This is a genomic window from Agathobacter rectalis ATCC 33656, assembly GCF_000020605.1.
GTDB classification, from domain to species: domain Bacteria; phylum Bacillota; class Clostridia; order Lachnospirales; family Lachnospiraceae; genus Roseburia; species Roseburia rectalis.
In genome coordinates, this window is the sequence record NC_012781.1 from 339,682 (window position 1) to 359,673 (window position 19,992).

The 19,992-nt window shown below is 42.4% G+C and carries 14 protein-coding genes; 12 read left to right on the forward strand and 2 right to left on the reverse strand.

From position 1 onward, the window contains the following. Positions 1–159: 159 nt before the first annotated feature. From rpoB to EUBREC_RS01735, 7 genes are all read left to right on the forward strand, one after another. The gene (rpoB, locus tag EUBREC_RS01705; protein ID WP_012741290.1) at positions 160–4,101 is read left to right on the forward strand and encodes a DNA-directed RNA polymerase subunit beta; all 3,942 of its coding nucleotides are present in this window, start codon (positions 160–162) and stop codon (positions 4,099–4,101) included. 18 nt (positions 4,102–4,119) lie between these two features. After that, complete coding sequence (gene rpoC / locus EUBREC_RS01710) at positions 4,120–7,968, forward strand: DNA-directed RNA polymerase subunit beta' (RefSeq protein ID WP_012741291.1); 3,849 nt, start codon at positions 4,120–4,122, stop codon at positions 7,966–7,968. 187 nt (positions 7,969–8,155) lie between these two features. Next, on the forward strand, positions 8,156–8,575 hold the full coding sequence (rpsL, locus tag EUBREC_RS01715) for a 30S ribosomal protein S12 (protein ID WP_015515519.1): 420 nt from the start codon (positions 8,156–8,158) through the stop codon (positions 8,573–8,575). A gap of 171 nt (positions 8,576–8,746) precedes the next feature. After that, positions 8,747–9,217 carry a 30S ribosomal protein S7 gene (gene rpsG, locus EUBREC_RS01720; RefSeq protein WP_022292741.1) on the forward strand — a complete coding sequence of 157 codons (471 nt, stop codon included), beginning with the start codon at positions 8,747–8,749 and terminating at the stop codon, positions 9,215–9,217. A 103-nt stretch (positions 9,218–9,320) separates the two neighbouring features. Further along, positions 9,321–11,438, forward strand: coding sequence for an elongation factor G (gene fusA / locus EUBREC_RS01725; RefSeq protein WP_041253814.1), 2,118 nt, complete (start codon positions 9,321–9,323; stop codon positions 11,436–11,438). Positions 11,439–11,648: 210 nt separating this feature from the next. Next, entirely contained in the window at positions 11,649–12,836 is a 1,188-nt protein-coding gene (gene tuf / locus EUBREC_RS01730) for an elongation factor Tu (protein ID WP_012741295.1), read from the forward strand. A 124-nt stretch (positions 12,837–12,960) separates the two neighbouring features. After that, on the forward strand, positions 12,961–14,025 hold the full coding sequence (locus EUBREC_RS01735) for a ParA family protein (protein WP_012741297.1): 1,065 nt from the start codon (positions 12,961–12,963) through the stop codon (positions 14,023–14,025). Between the two features lie 227 nt (positions 14,026–14,252). Here the strand turns inward: EUBREC_RS01735 and EUBREC_RS01740 are convergent, their stop codons facing one another. Together EUBREC_RS01740 and EUBREC_RS01745 are read right to left on the reverse strand one after the other, a co-directional pair. Continuing rightward, on the reverse strand, positions 14,253–14,891 hold the full coding sequence (locus EUBREC_RS01740; protein ID WP_012741298.1) for a type II toxin-antitoxin system PemK/MazF family toxin: 639 nt from the start codon (positions 14,889–14,891) through the stop codon (positions 14,253–14,255). Between the two features lie 58 nt (positions 14,892–14,949). Continuing rightward, positions 14,950–15,459 carry a helix-turn-helix domain-containing protein gene (locus EUBREC_RS01745; protein WP_012741299.1) on the reverse strand — a complete coding sequence of 170 codons (510 nt, stop codon included), beginning with the start codon at positions 15,457–15,459 and terminating at the stop codon, positions 14,950–14,952. Between the two features lie 163 nt (positions 15,460–15,622). On the opposite strand from EUBREC_RS01745, the gene EUBREC_RS01750 reads away from it, so the two are divergent. The 5 genes from EUBREC_RS01750 (at position 15,623) to EUBREC_RS01770 (ending at position 19,941) form a co-directional block, all read left to right on the forward strand. Continuing rightward, entirely contained in the window at positions 15,623–15,823 is a 201-nt protein-coding gene (locus EUBREC_RS01750; RefSeq protein ID WP_012741300.1) for a MerR family transcriptional regulator, read from the forward strand. A gap of 14 nt (positions 15,824–15,837) precedes the next feature. After that, entirely contained in the window at positions 15,838–16,911 is a 1,074-nt protein-coding gene (locus EUBREC_RS01755) for a site-specific integrase (protein WP_041253816.1), read from the forward strand. 106 nt (positions 16,912–17,017) lie between these two features. Then, positions 17,018–17,986: an AAA family ATPase gene (locus EUBREC_RS01760; protein ID WP_012741302.1), complete on the forward strand. Its 969-nt coding sequence runs from the start codon at positions 17,018–17,020 to the stop codon at positions 17,984–17,986. Between the two features lie 270 nt (positions 17,987–18,256). Then, positions 18,257–19,606 carry a plasmid recombination protein gene (locus EUBREC_RS01765; RefSeq protein ID WP_012741304.1) on the forward strand — a complete coding sequence of 450 codons (1,350 nt, stop codon included), beginning with the start codon at positions 18,257–18,259 and terminating at the stop codon, positions 19,604–19,606. 20 nt (positions 19,607–19,626) lie between these two features. Further along, the gene (locus EUBREC_RS01770) at positions 19,627–19,941 is read left to right on the forward strand and encodes a hypothetical protein (protein ID WP_006859041.1); all 315 of its coding nucleotides are present in this window, start codon (positions 19,627–19,629) and stop codon (positions 19,939–19,941) included. Positions 19,942–19,992 lie beyond the last annotated feature (51 nt).

Genomic DNA, 19,992 nt, shown 5'->3' on the forward strand with positions numbered 1-19,992 from the left:
TTTTAAATGATGCAAATTTGTCAATAGGTAAATTACACTAAAATGCATTCGCAAATATGTGCACAAGAGAAAAACCACAAGATATAGTAACTGGGGTGGTTTTTGAATCATTATCTAGATACTTGCTAGATTAAAATAAAAACGAGAGGTGAAACGTCAATGGAGAAAAACAGAATACGTCCGGTCACATCCGGAAAAAGCATGCGTATGAGTTACTCAAGACAAAAAGAGGTTCTGCAGATGCCAAATCTGATTGAGGTCCAGAAGGATTCTTATCAGTGGTTCTTAGACGAAGGTCTTAAGGAAGCTTTTGCGGATATCTCTCCAATCACAGATTACAGCGGAAAGCTTAGTCTTGATTTTGTAGATTTTACATTATGCGAAGATGATGTAAAGTATACAATTCCTGAGTGCAAGGAAAGAGATGCAACATACGCAGCTCCTTTAAAGGTTAAAGTCAGACTTCACAACAAAGAGACAGATGAGATTAATGAGCATGAAATTTTCATGGGTGATCTGCCTTTAATGACAGAGACCGGTACATTCGTAATCAACGGTGCAGAGCGAGTTATTGTCAGTCAGTTAGTTCGTTCTCCTGGTATTTATTACGGAATTGCTCATGATAAGCTCGGAAAGACCCTGTATTCTTGTACTGTTATTCCAAACCGTGGTGCATGGCTTGAGTATGAGACAGACTCTAACGACGTTTTTTATGTAAGAGTAGACAGAACACGTAAGGTACCTATCACAGTGCTTTTACGTGCACTTGGAGTAGGTACAAATCAGGCTATTCTCGATATGTTCGGAGATGAGCCAAAGATCCAGGCATCATTCAGCAAGGACCCTGCAATCACAGAGCGTGAGCCACAGGGAAGCTATGAGGCTGGTTTATTAGAGTTATATAAGAAGATTCGTCCGGGCGAGCCACTTTCAGTTGAGAGTGCAGAGAGCCTTATCACAGCAATGTTCTTCGATCCTAGAAGATATGACCTTGCCAAGGTAGGACGTTATAAGTTTAATAAGAAGCTTGCTTTAAAGAATCGTATCAGTGGACAGGTTTTAGCTGAGGACGTAGTGGATCCTTCTACAGGTGAGGTTATCGCTGAGGCAGGTACTGTTGTTGACCGTGCGCTTGCTACACAGATCCAGAACGCTGCCGTTCCTGCTTTATGGATTCAGACAGAGACAAGAAATGTCAAGATTCTTTCTTCTATGATGGTTGACATCAGAAGCTGGATTCCTGAGCTTGAGGATCCTAAGTCTATCGGTGTTACTGAGCTTGTTTACTATCCGGTACTCGCTCAGATTCTCGAGGAGTATGATTCTCTTGAGGACAGAATCGAGGCTATAAAGAGAGATATATCTGACCTTATTCCAAAGCATATTACTAAAGAGGATATCTTCGCAACTATCAACTACAATATGCACTTAGAGTGGGGCGCAGGAACAGATGACGATATCGATCATCTTGGAAACAGACGTATCCGTGCGGTTGGAGAGCTGTTACAGAACCAGTACCGTATCGGTCTCTCAAGACTGGAGCGTGTTGTTCGTGAAAGAATGACTACACAGGACTTAGAGGGAATTTCACCTCAGTCACTTATCAATATAAAGCCTGTAACTGCCGCTGTTAAAGAATTCTTCGGTTCTTCACAGCTTTCACAGTTCATGGATCAGAACAACCCTCTTGGAGAGCTTACTCACAAGAGACGTTTATCAGCACTTGGACCTGGTGGTCTTTCAAGAGACCGTGCCGGATTCGAGGTTCGAGATGTACATTACACTCACTACGGCCGTATGTGTCCTGTAGAGACTCCTGAGGGACCAAACATCGGTCTTATCAACTCACTTGCATGCTATGCGAGAATCAATGAGTATGGCTTCGTAGAGGCCCCATACCGTAAGATTGACAAGACTGATCCTAAGAACCCGGTAGTCACAGAAGAGGTTGTATACATGACAGCCGACGAGGAGGACAACTACCACGTAGCACAGGCTAATGAGAAGCTTGATGCCGAAGGACATTTCGTACGTAACTCAGTTTCAGGTCGTTACAGAGAGGAAACTCAGGAGTACGATAAGTCAGCATTTGATTATATGGATGTGTCTCCAAAGATGGTATTCTCAGTAGCTACAGCGCTGATTCCATTCTTGCAGAACGATGACCCTACACGTGCCCTCATGGGATCAAACATGCAGCGTCAGGCCGTTCCGCTTCTGACCACAGAGGCTCCTGTAGTTGGTACAGGTATTGAGACAAAGGCCGCAGTTGACTCAGGCGTCTGCGTAGTTGCAAAGGCTGACGGAGAGGTATTATCTTCAGAGTCAAACCGCATTATCATAAAAGAGACTGACGGAAACAAGAGAGAGTATATCCTTACAAAGTTCTCTCGTTCTAACCAGTCAAACTGCTACAACCAGAGACCTATCGTATTTAAGGGTGACAAGGTTAAGGCAGGCGATGTTATCGCAGACGGTCCTTCAACAAGTCAGGGAGAGCTTGCTCTTGGAAAGAACCCGCTTATCGGATTCATGACATGGGAAGGATACAACTACGAGGATGCCGTTCTTCTTTCAGAGCGTCTCGTAGAGTATGATGTGTATACATCAGTTCATATCGAGGAATATGAAGTAGAGTCACGTGATACAAAGCTCGGACCTGAGGAGATTACACGTGATGTCCCTGGTGTCGGCGACGACGCACTCAAGGACCTTGATGAGAGAGGTATCATCCGTGTAGGTGCAGAGGTTCGTGCCGGTGATATCCTTGTAGGAAAGGTTACACCAAAGGGTGAGACAGAGCTTACAGCAGAGGAAAGACTTCTTCGTGCCATCTTTGGTGAGAAGGCAAGAGAGGTTCGTGATACATCACTTAAGGTACCTCATGGTGCTTACGGTATCATTGTTGATGCCAAGGTATTTACAAGAGAGAACGGCGATGAGCTTTCTCCGGGAGTAAACCAGTCAGTACGTATCTACATTGCACAGAAGAGAAAGATTTCTGTCGGTGATAAGATGGCCGGACGTCATGGTAACAAGGGTGTCGTTTCCCGTGTGCTTCCTGTTGAGGATATGCCATTCCTTCCAAACGGACGTCCACTGGATATCGTACTTAACCCACTCGGTGTTCCTTCACGAATGAACATCGGTCAGGTCCTTGAGATTCACCTGAGTCTCGCTGCAAAGGCACTTGGCTTCAATATCTCAACTCCTGTATTTGACGGAGCTAACGAGGTAGATATCGAGGATACACTTGAGCTTGCAAATGATTACGTAAATCTTCCGTTCGATAAGGAAGAGCTTGAAAAGGATTTACAGGCGGAGCATCCATACTGGAGCGCAGATGCTGAAATCTTCTATGATAAATATGTTGATACACTCCGTGAGGACGTTATGGAATACCTTTCAACAAACAGAGCTCACAGAAGCTTATGGAAGGGCGTTCCGATTTCAAAGGATGGAAAGGTACAGCTTCGTGATGGTAGAACAGGTGAGTGCTTCGATGGAAAGACAACTATCGGACACATGCATTACCTTAAGCTGCATCATCTTGTTGACGATAAGATCCATGCACGTTCAACAGGTCCTTACTCATTAGTTACACAGCAGCCACTCGGTGGTAAGGCACAGTTCGGTGGACAGCGTTTCGGAGAGATGGAGGTTTGGGCTCTTGAGGCATATGGTGCTGCATATACACTCCAGGAGATCCTTACAATGAAGTCCGATGATGTTGTTGGCCGTGTCAAGACCTACGAGGCTATCATCAAGGGTGAGAATATCCCTGAGCCTGGTATTCCAGAGTCATTCAAGGTACTTCTCAAAGAGCTTCAGGCACTTGGTCTGGATGTCAAGGTACTTGATGAGAACAGAGAAGAGGTTGAGCTTATCGAGACAAGTGAGTACGGTAATACAGATATCAACTCAATTATCGGAAACGATAAGGACTATGCATTCGAGGACAGTGAGTCATTCGCAGAGCATGGTTTCTCAAAGAAAGAATTTGATGACAACGAAGAGCTTGTTGACATAGAAGAGGAAGAGTCTCCTGAGACAGCGGATGACGATATTTTTGCTGATGAAGTTCTTGATGACGAAGAATAATTAGAAGGGAGTGCCAAAATGCCAGAAACAAATAATATAGAAAATAATCAGGCAATGCAGTTTGATGCGATTCAGATTGGATTAGCATCTCCTGAAAAGATCAGAGAGTGGTCACATGGCGAGGTTAAAAAGCCTGAGACTATTAACTATAGAACATTAAAGCCTGAAAAAGACGGTCTTTTCTGCGAGAAGATTTTCGGACCAACGAAGGACTGGGAGTGTCATTGTGGTAAATACAAGAAGATACGTTATAAGGGTGTTGTCTGCGACCGATGTGGCGTAGAAATCACAAAGTCAAGCGTTCGTAGAGAGCGTATGGGACACATCGAGCTTGCTGCTCCTGTATCTCATATCTGGTATTTCAAGGGTATCCCATCACGTATGGGACTCATCCTTGACTTATCTCCACGTGTACTTGAGAGAGTACTGTACTTTGCTTCATATATTGTGCTTGACCCGGGCGAGACAAAGCTTGCATACAAGCAGATTCTCAATGAGTCAGAGTACCAGGAGGCATGCGATACTTATGGCCGCTCAGCATTCCGTGTAGGAATGGGTGCTGAGTCTATCCGTGAGCTTTTAGCAGCAATCGATCTCGAGAAGGATTCGGCAGAGCTTAAGGCAGAGCTTGAGAATGCTACAGGCCAGAAGCGTGCACGTATCATCAAGAGACTTGAGGTTGTAGAGGCTTTCCGTGAGTCAGGAAACAAGCCTGAGTGGATGATTATGACAGTTATTCCTGTTATCCCGCCGGATCTTCGTCCAATGGTTCAGCTCGATGGAGGACGTTTTGCAACAAGTGATCTTAACGACCTTTACAGACGAATTATCAACCGTAACAACCGTCTTAGAAGACTTCTTGATCTTGGAGCTCCGGATATTATCGTTCGTAACGAGAAACGTATGCTTCAGGAGGCTGTCGATGCACTTATCGACAATGGCCGTCGTGGCCGTCCTGTTACCGGTCCCGGAAACAGAGCTCTTAAGTCTCTTTCAGACATGCTCAAGGGAAAGGGAGGACGTTTCCGTCAGAACCTTCTCGGAAAGCGAGTTGACTACTCGGGACGTTCAGTTATCTGTGTAGAGCCAAAGCTTAAGATTTATCAGTGTGGTCTTCCAAAGGAGATGGCTATCGAGCTTTTCAAGCCATTCGTTATGAAGGAGCTTGCCGCTAACGGAACCGCACACAACATAAAGAGTGCAAAGAAGATGGTTGAGAGACTTCAGCCGGAGGTATGGGATGTCCTTGAGGACGTCATCAAAGAGCATCCGGTTATGCTTAACCGAGCTCCTACACTCCACAGACTTGGAATCCAGGCCTTCGAGCCAATCCTTGTAGAGGGTAAGGCAATCAAACTTCATCCACTCGTATGTACAGCGTTCAACGCCGACTTCGATGGAGACCAGATGGCTGTACATCTTCCACTGACTGCTGAGGCACAGGCTGAGTGCAGATTCATGCTTCTGTCACCTAACAACCTGCTTAAGCCTTCTGATGGTGGACTTGTAGCCGTTCCTTCACAGGATATGATCCTTGGAGTTTACTACCTCACAATGAGAAAGCTCGCTGATTACAAGGATGATCCAAAGATGGTTGCACAGGTGTCATCAGACACTGTATACAATGATGTTGATGAGCTTAGAAAGCTCACAACTCCTGATGAAAATACAGGAAAGGCTGAGCTTGGCTTATATGACCTCATCTGGTTTGAGGATGTTACAGACGGAAATCGTCGTGTGCTTTGCAGACCGATAGATCTTCTCGGCCGTTACTATGGAAGTGTTAATCTTGCAATGCTCGCTTACGAGAACAAGGAGATTACTCTTCACCAGAATATCTTTGTACATCGTACAGTAAAGCTTGCTGACGGCACAGAGGTTTCAGGTTTTACAGAGACAACAGTAGGACTTTTGATATTCAATGAGAACATTCCACAGGATCTTGGTTTTATAGACAGATCAAAGGCTGAGAATGCACTCAAGTTTGAGGTTGAGTTCCACGTTGGTAAGAAACAGATCAAGCAGATCCTTGAGAAGGTTATCAACACACACGGAGCTACAACAACAGCAGAGGTTCTTGACAATGTCAAGGCTATGGGATACAAGTATTCAACCCAGGCTGCCATGACAGTTTCAATTTCAGATATGACAGTGCCACCACAGAAGCCACAGATGATCGCTGATGCACAGGACACTGTAGATAAGATTACAAGACAGTACAAGCGTGGACTTATCACTGATGAGGAGCGTTACAAAGAGGTTATCGAGACATGGAAGGATACAGATGATGCCCTTACAAAGGCACTTCTTACAGGTCTTGATAAGTACAACAACATCTTCATGATGGCAGATTCCGGAGCCCGTGGATCTGATAAGCAGATCAAACAGCTTGCAGGTATGCGAGGACTCATGGCTGATACAACAGGTCGTACAATCGAGCTTCCTATCAAGTCATGTTTCCGTGAGGGTCTTGACGTACTCGAGTACTTCATGTCAGCACATGGAGCTCGTAAGGGACTTTCAGATACAGCGCTTCGTACAGCCGATTCAGGATACCTTACAAGACGTCTCGTAGATGTTTCACAGCATATGATCGTTCGTGAGACAGACTGCTGTGCAGGCACAGGACGTGAGATTCCGGGAATGGTTGTAAAGGCATTCATGGAGGGTCGAGAGGAAATCGAGAGCCTTCAGGAGAGAATTACAGGTCGTTTCTCTTGCAATACAATCTGCGATAAGGATGGCAATGTAATCGTTAAGGCCAACCATATGATTACACCAAAGCGTGCAGCAAAGGTTATGGCAGAGGGTGTTGACGAGAATGGTAATCCAATCACACAGGTTAAGATCCGTACAGTGCTTACCTGCCGTTCACACATGGGAGTATGTGCTAAGTGTTACGGTTCAAACCTTGCAACAGGTCAGGCAGTACAGGTTGGTGAAGCAATCGGTATCATCGCAGCACAGTCAATCGGTGAGCCTGGTACACAGCTTACCATGAGAACCTTCCATACAGGTGGTGTTGCCGGTGGAGATATCACACAGGGTCTTCCTCGAGTAGAGGAGATTTTCGAGGCACGTAAGCCTAAGGGACTCGCTATTATCACAGAGTTCGGCGGAACTGCCACAATCAAGGATACAAAGAAGAAGCGTGAGGTTATCGTTACAAACAACGAGACAGGCGAGACAAAGGCTTACCTCATTCCTTACGGCTCACGTATCAAGGTTGTAGACGGACAGGAGCTTGAGGCCGGCGACGAGCTTACAGAGGGTTCTGTAAATCCACACGATATCCTCAAGATTAAGGGCGTTCGTGCGGTTCAGGATTACATGCTCCGCGAGGTACAGCGTGTTTACCGTTTACAGGGTGTTGAGATTAACGATAAGCATGTCGAGGTTATAGTTCGTCAGTGCTTACAGAAGATCCGCGTAGAGGAGCCGGGAGATTCAGATTTACTTCCGGGCAGCATGGTTGATGCCCTTGACTTCTTAGAGCTCAACGAGAAGCTTGAGGAAGAGGGTAAGGAGCTTGCAGTTGGCTCACAGGTATTACTTGGAATCACAAAGGCATCTCTTGCAACCAACTCATTCCTGTCAGCAGCCTCATTCCAGGAGACCACAAAGGTTCTTACTGAGGCAGCAATCAAGGGCAAGGTTGATCCGCTTATCGGTATGAAGGAGAACGTAATCATCGGTAAGCTCATCCCGGCAGGAACAGGTATGAAGATTTATCGTAATATCAAGCTTGACAGCGATGTAAACGATGACGATACACTTGATTTTGATGATGATGATTTTGCGGATTTCGCAGAGGAAGAGGCAGTCGGAGTCATTGATACAGATGCTGAATCAGTTGATGAAGAATAATTACTGATGTTTGTACTTAAGCTACAGAAGCTGTTACAAACCAAAAACAAAGAAGTCCGGGAAACTGGACTTCTTTCTTGTATTATATTGAAAACAAAATTGGTCTTGACAAAACAGACGAGGATTTGTATAATATTTTAGCGTGCATAAGATTGCACTGCTTAAAATAAAACAGGAGGTGAAAATAATGCCAACATTTAACCAGTTAGTAAGAAAAGGACGTCAGACATCTGTAAAGAAGTCTACAGCACCAGCTCTTCAGAGAAGCTTTAACTCTCTCCAGAAGAAGCCAATCAACACTTCTTCTCCACAGAAGCGTGGTGTATGTACAGCTGTTAAGACAGCTACTCCTAAGAAGCCTAACTCAGCTCTTAGAAAGATTGCCAGAGTTCGTCTTTCAAACGGAATCGAAGTAACTTCATACATTCCTGGTGAGGGACACAACTTACAGGAGCATAGCGTTGTTCTGATTCGTGGTGGCCGTGTTAAGGATTTACCAGGTACACGTTACCATATCATCCGTGGTACATTAGATACTGCAGGTGTTGCAAACAGAAAACAGGCCCGCTCTAAGTACGGCGCAAAGAGACCAAAAGCTGCTAAATAATTTAGCAACATTGTGTATCACAAACAGAACTAAAGTAGGTTAGTGTTGGGATTAGACCTGCAGATGCAGGATTTCACTTTATGAATACAATTCCGCACGAACACATTAGAGAGACACATGTGAGTACCGATGAATTAATCCACAAATATCATGATTAAGGAGGGAAGTAACGTGCCACGTAAAGGACATACTCAGAAAAGAGACGTATTAGCAGATCCAATGTACAACAGCAAAGTAGTTACAAAGCTTGTTAACAGCATTATGTTAGACGGTAAGAAAGGCGTAGCTCAGAAGATTGTATACGGAGCATTTGCTACAGTAGAAGAGAAGACAGGAAGACCAGCTCTTGAAGTATTCGAAGAGGCTATGAACAATGTAATGCCAGCTCTCGAAGTAAAAGCAAGACGTATCGGTGGTGCCACATATCAGGTACCAATCGAGGTTCGCCCTGATCGTCGTCAGGCTTTAGGCCTTCGTTGGTTAACAGCATTCTCACGTGCCAGAGGAGAGAAAACTCAGGCTGAGAGATTAGCTAACGAGATCATGGATGCAGCTAACAACACAGGCGCATCTGTTAAGAGAAAAGAAGATATGCACAAGATGGCAGAGGCAAACAAGGCATTCGCACATTACAGATTCTAGTTTCTGTAAGAAGCTTACAGCTTTGCTTTTGATTCATGCAGCAAACCGGATTTGTAACAGAGTCCGGTTGTGCATAGGACACTAAATATAGGAGGAAAAAACCTTGGCTGGAAGAGAATATCCACTTGAGAGAACCAGAAATATTGGAATCATGGCTCATATCGATGCTGGTAAAACAACACTGACAGAGCGTATTCTTTATTATACTGGTATTAACTATAAAATCGGTGATACTCATGAAGGTACTGCTACCATGGACTGGATGGAGCAGGAGCAGGAAAGAGGTATTACAATTACTTCTGCCGCTACAACATGTCACTGGACACTTGAAGAGTTCACTAAACCAAAGCCAGGAGCACTTGAGCATCGTATCAACATCATCGATACACCGGGCCACGTTGACTTCACAGTAGAAGTTGAGCGTTCACTCCGTGTACTTGATGGCGCAGTTGGTGTGTTCTGTGCAAAGGGTGGTGTTGAGCCTCAGTCAGAGAACGTTTGGCGTCAGGCTGACACATACAATGTACCTCGTATGGCATTCATCAATAAGATGGATATCTTAGGTGCAAACTTCTACGGAGCTGTTGACCAGATCCGTACAAGATTAGGAAAAAATGCTATCGTACTTCAGTTACCAATCGGTAAAGAGGACGATTTCAAAGGAATTATCGACCTTTTCGAGATGAAGGCTTATATCTACAATGATGAGAAGGGTGACGATATCACAGTTACTGATGATCTTGGAGATATGGCTGATCAGGCTGCAGAGTACCGTACAGAGCTCATTGAGAAAATCTGTGAGTTAGATGACGATCTCATGATGCAGTATCTTGAGGGTGAGGAGCCATCTGTAGAGGATATGAAGAAGGTTCTTCGTAAAGCAACATGTGAGTGTACAGCAGTACCTGTATGTTGTGGTTCTGCATACCGTAACAAGGGTGTACAGAAGTTACTTGACGCTATTGTTGAGTACATGCCAGCTCCTACAGATATCCCTTCAATCAAGGGAACAGATCTTGAGGGAAATGAGATTGAGAGACATTCATCAGATGATGAGCCATTCTCAGCACTTGCATTCAAGATCATGGCAGATCCATTCGTAGGAAAGCTTGCATTCTTCCGTGTTTACTCAGGAAAATGTAAGGCAGGTTCTTATGTATTAAATGCAACAAAGGATAAGAAAGAGCGTATCGGACGTATTCTTCAGATGCATGCAAATAAGAGACAGGAATTGGATGAGGTTTACTCAGGTGATATCGCTGCTGCTGTTGGATTTAAATTCACAACAACAGGTGATACAATCTGTGATGAGCAGCATCCGGTTATCCTTGAGTCTATGGAGTTCCCAGAGCCAGTTATCGAGCTCGCTATCGAGCCAAAGACAAAAGCTGGACAGGGTAAGTTAGGTGAGGCTCTTGCAAAGCTTGCAGAGGAGGATCCTACATTCCGTGCTCATACTGATCAGGAAACAGGTCAGACAATCATCGCTGGTATGGGTGAGCTTCACCTTGAGATCATCGTTGACCGTCTTCTCCGTGAGTTCAAGGTTGAGGCAAACGTTGGTGCACCTCAGGTTGCTTACAAGGAGACATTTACAAAGGCTGTTGATCAGGAATACAAATATGCTAAGCAGTCAGGTGGACGTGGACAGTACGGACACTGTAAGGTACGTTTCGAGCCAATGGATGCCAATGGAGAAGAACTTTTCAAGTTCGATTCAGAGGTTGTCGGTGGTGCTATTCCTAAGGAATACATTCCATCAATTGGCGAAGGTATCGAGGAGGCTACAAAGGCCGGCTCTCTTGGTGGATTCCCAGTAGTTGGTATCCATGCAACAGTATACGATGGATCTTACCATGAGGTCGATTCATCAGAGATGGCATTCCACATTGCCGGATCTATGTGTTTCAAAGAGGCTATGGCAAAGGCTGCACCTGTATTACTTGAGCCTATCATGAAGGTAGAGGTTACAATGCCTGAGGAGTACATGGGAGACGTTATCGGTGATGTTAACTCTCGTCGTGGACGTATCGAGGGTATGGACGATCTCGGCGGTGGAAAGATTGTACATGCATATGTACCACTTGCAGAGATGTTCGGTTACTCTACAGACCTTCGTTCTAAGACACAGGGACGTGGAAACTACTCAATGTTCTTCGACAGATATGAGCCGGTTCCAAAGAATGTACAGGACAAGGTTCTTGCTAACCACGCAAAATAATTGCAAATTAGCAAACAATTTATAGTACAAATGATGAAATATATACTATATATGGTATAAAAATCAAAAATAAAGGCATTTCCCCTTGAAAAAGGGGGATTTGCCATAAAATTTACTTGAAAAAACTTTGATTATTTCGTATAATCAAAGCAGTCGGTAGATTATAAAAATAGCCCATGGGGCATAAAAGTTTAAGGAGGACGTTTCAAAATGGCAAAGGCTAAATTTGAAAGAACAAAACCACATTGTAATATTGGTACCATCGGTCACGTAGATCATGGTAAAACAACTTTAACAGCAGCTATTACAGCAGTATTAGCAGCTCGTGTCGCTGGTAACACAGCTACAGATTTCGCTAACATTGATAAGGCTCCAGAGGAGAGAGAGCGTGGAATCACAATTTCTACAGCTCACGTTGAGTATGAGACAGAAAAGAGACATTACGCACACGTTGACTGTCCTGGACATGCTGACTACGTAAAGAACATGATCACTGGTGCAGCTCAGATGGATGGTGCTATCCTCGTTGTTGCTGCTACTGATGGTGTTATGGCTCAGACAAAGGAGCACATCCTCCTTTCTCGTCAGGTAGGTGTTCCTTACATCATCGTATTCCTTAACAAGTGTGATATGGTTGACGACCCAGAGCTTATCGAGCTCGTAGAGATGGAAGTTACAGAGCAGCTTGAGGAGTACGGATTCAATGATTGCCCAATCATTCAGGGATCAGCTCTTAAGGCTCTTGAGGATCCAAACGGACCTTGGGGAGACAAGATCATGGAGCTTATGGATACTGTTGATTCTTACATCCCAGATCCACAGCGTGATACAGATAAGCCATTCCTTATGCCAGTAGAGGACGTATTCACAATCACAGGTCGTGGTACTGTTGCAACTGGTAGAGTAGAGCGTGGTACACTTCACCTCAACGACGAGTTAGAGATCCTTGGTGTTAAAGAGGACGTTCAGAAGACTGTTGTTACTGGAATCGAGATGTTCCGTAAGCAGTTAGACGAGGCTCAGGCTGGTGATAACATCGGAGCACTTCTCCGTGGTATTAACCGTGACCAGATCGTTCGTGGACAGGTTCTTGCTAAGCCTGGTACAGTAACATGTCACCATAAGTTCACAGCTCAGGTTTACGTTCTTACAAAGGACGAGGGTGGACGTCATACTCCATTCTTCAACAACTATCGTCCACAGTTCTACTTCAGAACAACAGACGTAACAGGTGTTTGCGAGCTTCCAGCAGGAACAGAGATGTGCATGCCTGGTGATAACGTAGAGATGACAATCGAGCTCATCCATCCAGTAGCTATGGAGCAGGGTCTTACATTCGCTATCCGTGAGGGTGGACGTACAGTAGGATCTGGACGTGTTGCTACAGTTATCGAGTAATTAATAGAATTACAGTAAATTCAAGGCTTCCAAGGTTTTCCTTGGGAGCCTTTTTATAAACTCAAAAATGTGATATAATTTAAATGGCTCTAATTTGGCTCTAAAAATTATATGGAGGAGATATATGTCATTAATCAATAGTTATGCTTTATGGAATAATAAAGGTGGAGTAGGTAAAAGTACAATTTCTTTTCATTTGTCTATGAGATATGCAGAGACACATCCGGACGCTAAGGTTCTTGTTATTGATTTGTGTCCACAAGCAAATTCCAGTATGATGCTTTTGGGAGGAGGAGCTTTAGGAGATGAGAGGGTAGTTGAACTGTGTAGTAGGGAGATTCCAAAGTCTGTTGTTGGATATGTAAGTACTGTAATTACAAATGGACGTGGTGCAAATTTGCCAAATCCGTATGATTTTTTAATTCATGTAAGTGATTATAACAAAGGGGCACCTGATAACTTATATTTATTATGTGGTGATGGAAATATGGAACCGATGGCACCTGCAATTAATGAAGCAGCATCGGCAAAAGCATTAACTCCGAATGCACAGCCTTGGAAGTGGATAATAGAAATATTTAAGAATTTTATTTTAAATATTGCAGATTCACAAGATGATTGGATGTTTTTTGTTGATACGAATCCAAGTTTTAGCATATATACACAGATGGCAATTGCTGCGGTAGAGAGATTATTGACACCAATTAATGCGGATGATTCATCAAAGACAGCAGCATCAGCTATGATAGCCCTTTTACATGGTACAAATCCACCACATCCGATATATGGTTCATGGACATTTGCTGAGGTTGCAAAGCAGCGAAATGTAAAGATTCCGCAAATTCATTTATTAATAGGGAATAGATTAACACAGTTTGAAGGACCAGCAGCTGCGTTTGCTGCTTTGTCTGATGCTACAACAACTGCATTATATGATATTTATCAAAAAAATCCGAGTTATTTTGTTAGTGCTGCAGAACCTATATCAACAAAAGAACAGTTTAAAAATTATTATTCTGTTCCGTTGAGAGATTTTAATACAGTTGGAGTGGTGTGTGCACATTTGGGTCGCTTGATGTCATCTATGAAACAAGGATATTACCCAGTATATGGTGTAAATGTAAAAGTTAATATGGAAAAGATTCAAGAATGCTTAAAAGCAATTGATATGATTATAGATAAATTATAGGGAAAAAATAGGGAGTCCACTCGTGACTCCCTTTACTTGATTACAATAATTTCTTGGCACACGTCCAGAGAAAATTGTAATAATATTTTATGTGAAAGAAAAAATATTATGTATAGATAGAATAAAGGAGAACTCACTCGTAGTTCTCCATTTGAAATACTATATTAGTGTCCCACTCGTGAACACCTCTCTTGTATCTTCATATTAGCACGAAAATCCGAAATTGTCTACTTTTCCTTTCGATTTTCTTCTAAAAATTTTTCTAAACTTTGTATATCTGAAAAATCATAAGTATTCAACATTTTTTCAAAATCATCAATGTACTGTTGCTTTGTAGCTAAATCGGCTTGTAGAGAAGAACGATTACTTTTCAATTTTTCGATATACTGTAATTTATCATTATACATATTTTGTAAAGTTTGATAATAGTGGTTTGTATCTAATGAAATGAAAATAGCTTTATCTACGGCACGCATTTCATCAGCGGTCAGGTCTGTAATGTAATCGCCAAGCCTTGCTTTGCTTACACAGGTTATATTTCCGAGCAGTACATTTCCATCGAGTATCAATTTACCGGAAGAATCTTTTTTCTCTGCAATAGGAACAACAATTGGAAGTGCAGAGGTTGTGTGTGTTATAGGAGCAACTACTGTATTTGGCGATGTTCTATTAGCGGAGTTGTACTGGAGAATAACACAAGGACGTTCTTTACATTCTTCACTTCCAACACCAATTCCTAAGTTACAACGATATACCTGACCTCTATATATAATTCGATTTTTGGCTGCTGGTGCGATTGCATTTAAATATAATTTGTTCTTAAACCATTCAAGATATTGTTGTGTTTTTGTAAGATCAATATTCATTCAAATCTCCTTTATGATGTTGTGAATATATAATGATTTTTAAACAAGTGTATGATAATCATAGATATTCATCAATCGGTACATTAAATAGTTTTAATGTATCTTCCAACCATATATCGTATTCTTCTTTGTCTATTTTACCAGAAGCTAATTCTTGATTTGTTTTGTTCCAGTCTGGAATAAAAGTCGCAATTTGTGCATTTGGTATATCCAAGGTCAAATGGGCTGTTAGCTGATTGTCTTGTTGTGAATAGGTCGTATTGCCTTTTATTTGTAACCCTCTACGGTCTAAGTCTATGAGGATTGCTAGAAAATCAGCAAAAGTTTTTACTGAAAATGATCTATTGGAAACGATTTTTAAATCTAATAAATCATTTAAAGTAATTCCTAATATATCACAGAATTTCAAAATTGTTTCTACAGGTGGTTCGCTATAGCCATTTTCATAATTTGAATATGAGGAATTACTCAGAGAAAGTTTTGCGGACATTTCACGCTGGTTAATGCCTGCATTTGTGCGAGCTTGTTTCATTCGTTTACCTATTTCAAAATATTCACCTAATCTCATGTTACAATCTCCTTTCTATGATAATGTAACACATCAAGATACAAAAATCAATGTAAATATTACAAGAAAACTAATAAAACACATTGACAAACCAAAAACAATGTAATATATTATGGTTACAAGAAAACTTGTAAAAATACACGAAAAAAGAAAGGAAGATTGAATGAAAAAAGAGAACTATTTATTAACAGCCGCAGAGGTAGCAGAAACATTAGGCATTTCCAAAGGTCATGCTTATAAGCTCATCAGAGAATTGAATGAAGAATTGCAGAGCAAAGGTTATTTGGTGGTTGCCGGAAAAGTACCAAAGGCATTTTGGGAAACAAAATTTTATGGTTACAATCAGACAAATCAGACTGCGTGAAAGGGGGATATGTAATGTCGGCTTCGAGAGATGAAAAGACTGGAAAATGGACAGTACAGTGCTATTACGAAAATTGGAAAGGGGAGAAAAAGCACAAGAAGAAACGAGGGTTTGCAACAAAAAAAGAAGCATTGGAATGGGAAAGAGAGTTTCTAAAAAGTACCTCGGCAAACATGGAAATGATGTTAGGAGCATTTGTTGATGTGTATTTTCAGGATAAGGCAGGGGAATTAAAGGAACGCACGATTAAAAATAAGCAGTATATGATAGAAGCTCATGTTTTACCATATTTCGCTAATAAGCGTATGAATGAGATTACACCCTCTGATATTATCCAATGGCAAAATGAAATGAGGGCAAAAGGGTATTCACAGACCTATTTACGAATGGTGCAAAATCAGATAACCGCATTGTTTACTCACGCGTGTAATATTTACAATCTTGGTAACAATCCCTGCAAAAAGGTTAAGAAAATGGGTAAGGCAGATGCGGATAAGCTGAATTTTTGGACGAAAGCGGAGTATGACAGTTTTATAAGAGGTATAGACAAGGAGAGCCGATATTTTGTGATTTTTGAAATACTCTTTTGGACTGGCTGTAGAGAGGGAGAAATGCTTGCCCTCACAAAAAGCGATATTGACTTTGAAAATAATCAAATTAGTATTACGAAAACTTATTACAGAACGGAACGTAGGGATATTATTACAACACCAAAAACAGAGCAATCGATTCGAGTGATTGATATTCCAGAATTTCTGAAAAAAGAGATAGAAGCGTATGTGAACCGTTGTTATGGCTTGCCGGATAATGAAAGACTGTTTCCGATTGTAGCAGAAGCGGTACAGCACAAGCTGAAGCGTGAATGTGCAAAATCGGGAGTAAAGCAGATTAGAGTGCATGATTTACGCCATAGTCATGTGGCTTATCTCATCAATCAAGGCGTACAGCCATTGATAATCAAAGAAAGGTTAGGGCATAGGGATATAAAAATCACGCTGAATACTTACGGACATTTATATCCGAATCAGCAAAAGAAAGTGGCAGATATGCTGAATGCTACAAGAAATGAAAATGCCCCTGCCGATTGACAAGGACATTTCAGTACAAGGCAGAGCCTATGTAACTATATCTCGCAAATATAGTATAGCAAAGGCTCTGCTGAAACTCAATTAAAACTTTTAGCGGAGGACACAAATGGAAGAAAAAAGAGAGAAAAATTACCGATTGATTAATATGGAAGATGTGCAGGCAAGAGAAGTAAGCTGGCTGTGGTATCCCTATATTCCGTATGGAAAGCTGACGATAGTGCAGGGTGATCCGGGGGAGGGGAAAACCACATTCATTCTGCACCTTGCAGCACTTCTCACAAAAGGAGAACCACTTCCAAATGAAGAAGTGGACGTACAGCGAGAGCCGGTCAATGTAATTTATCAAAATGCAGAGGACAGCTTGGAAGATACCATAAAACCACGATTGTTAGAAGCAGGAGCAGACTGTAACCGGGTACTTGTTATTGATGAAAGCGTTGACTGTCTTAGCATGACAGATGAAAGACTTGTCCGGGCAATTAGGGAAACTGGGGCAAAAATGGTGGTTTTAGACCCGATACAAGCCTATTTGGGAGCAGATGTGGATATGCACCGGGCAAATGAAATTAGACCGGTTTTAAAGCAGTTGGGAAATATCGCAGAGGAATATGGCTGTGCGATTATCCTTATTGGTCACATGAACAAAGCAAGCAGCAGTAAGTCCACTTATCGGGGACTTGGTTCAATAGATTTTCAGGCTACGGCACGAAGTGTGCTGGTGGTCGGCAGGATAAAAGATGATACCACTTTGCGAGTGATAGCTCATGATAAGAGTAGTCTTGCACCGGAGGGGACTTCCATAGCATTTCGTATGGATAAAGAAAAAGGCTTTACTTGGGAGGGAGTATATGACATTACAGTAGAGGAACTTCTTTCCGGGGAGAGCAGAGGACAGAAAACGAAGGATGCTAAATCGTTTCTTGCGGAAATCTTGGCAGAGGGGCAGATGTCCTGTAACGAGATTACAGAAGCGGCAAGGGAACGAGGTATTAAAAAGAAAACGCTTTGGAATGCGAAAAAGGAAATGAGTATTGACAGCGTAAAAGTAGGAAGTCAATGGTACTGGACTTTATAGCAGAGGAAGATAGCAAGATTCCCTTTTCTAAAGATAGGGTAATCTTGTCACCTTGAAAAGATTGCGTGGGGGATAAAAAACGGCTGGAACAGCCGCAATAGCTCCCGGCAGGGCGCAAAACCTGCTTGCAGGTCTGCATTTTTGTTGGCGTAGCTGACAAAAGTGCTTTTGCGTTACTTTTGACAAAAGTAACAAAACTTATGTGCCTGTTCGGCATTATTATGATAGATAAAAGAGGAGGAGTGTTTATTGGAGAGAACGATTAGCGGCATGATGGGAAAGGGGGCTATCAATCATAATACGAGAGCTTTTAATGCAAAAAATGTTGACCCGGAACGGAGCATTTACAATGTGCAGTTTTGCAATACCAGTATCAAAAAGGTATATCACGAATTATTTGATGAAGCATTGGAGCGGTATAATGCAAAGCAGAAACGAAGTAACCGGAAGATTGATAATTATTATGAAAAAATCAGACAGAGTAAGCAGGAGAAGCTGTTCCATGAGGTTATTTTGCAAATTGGCAATAAAGACGATATGAACTCAAAAAGCAAAGAGGGAGAGCTTGCAAAGGAAATTCTGATTGATTATATGCAGGATTTTCAGAAACGAAATCCGAATCTCTATGTGTTTTCGGCTCATCTGCACATGGATGAGGAAACACCGCATATTCACATTGATTTTGTTCCTTTTATCCGTAACAGTAAGCGTGGACTTGATACCAGAGTTTCCCTAAAGGGAGCATTGGCAGAGCAGGGCTTTAAGGGCGGTACAAGAGGGGCAACGGAATGGAATCAGTGGATGGAATCGGAAAAGCAGGAGCTTTCAAAGGTCATGGAGCGGTATGATGTGCAATGGAAACATTTGGGAACACACAACAAGCATTTGTCGGTACTTGATTTTGAGAAGCAGGAGCGACAGAAAGAGGTTGCACAGCTGGAACAGACACTTTCAGATAATAAAGTGGAATTAAACAATATCTTATATCAGCAGATTATGGCAGAGGAGAAAACAGAGCAGATACGCAAAGAGGGCGAAGTAATACGGCAGGAGGTGTCAGAGCTTTCAGCAGAAAGTGACTGGCTGAAAGAGCAGACAGAAATATTGTCGGAGGATAAGGAAAAACTGCTATCGGAAAATGAAAATTTGGAGAGCCAGCAGAAGAAATTACAGCGGGAAATCAATAAGATGGTGCAGTCTAAGGAAACTATGGAGCGGAATATTCACACTTATGATGAAGATGAGAAGTGGCAGTTACCGGAACCGGGTACGTTGATGAGCGCAAAGGCATACCGGGATAAAAAGGCTCTGCCGCTTGTGCAAAAGCTGAAAGAACTGGTAAAAAATCTGACACTCAAGTGTATACAGCTTACAGAGCAGGTCAAGAAGCTGACTGTTAAGGTGGACAGACAGCAGAATCAGATTAGCAGGCTGACAGACAAAGCTATGGAGCAGAATGATATGATTGAAAGATTGCAGGAAAAAGTATCGGATTTGGGGCATTTGGAGCGTTATTTCGGCAAGGAACGGGTACAGGCGATAGTGGAACAGTCAAAGACAATCGAGCAGGCTGAAAGAGCAGAGAAACGCCCGAAACGAGCCTATGATATGGGCAGATAGGAAAGGATGGGATTGCTGGAATGACAGATATGGAGAAGAAAGTTATGGTGCGGTTATGTGCCAAAATTCTGACGGAAACAGATCTTTACGATACCGATAAAGAGGTACAAAATCTGATAGACTGGGTGCTGGTGTCGGAGCAGATGAAAGAGAACAATAATGTAATCCGTAATCTGACCGGAGAATATAAGCAGATAGAGCCGGATTGCCGGGCGAGAGTAAAGGAGAAGCTGGAGCGTATGAAAGAGCTTTGCAAAGAGCGTAACAGCCTGTATGAAAAACAGAATGATTTGAAAGGACAGAAATGGAAACTGGAGAAGGCGTTGGAACGATAGGAAAGAGGGGCATGGTGGTTGTCATGCCCTGTTTTTTATGGTAGTCGGGAT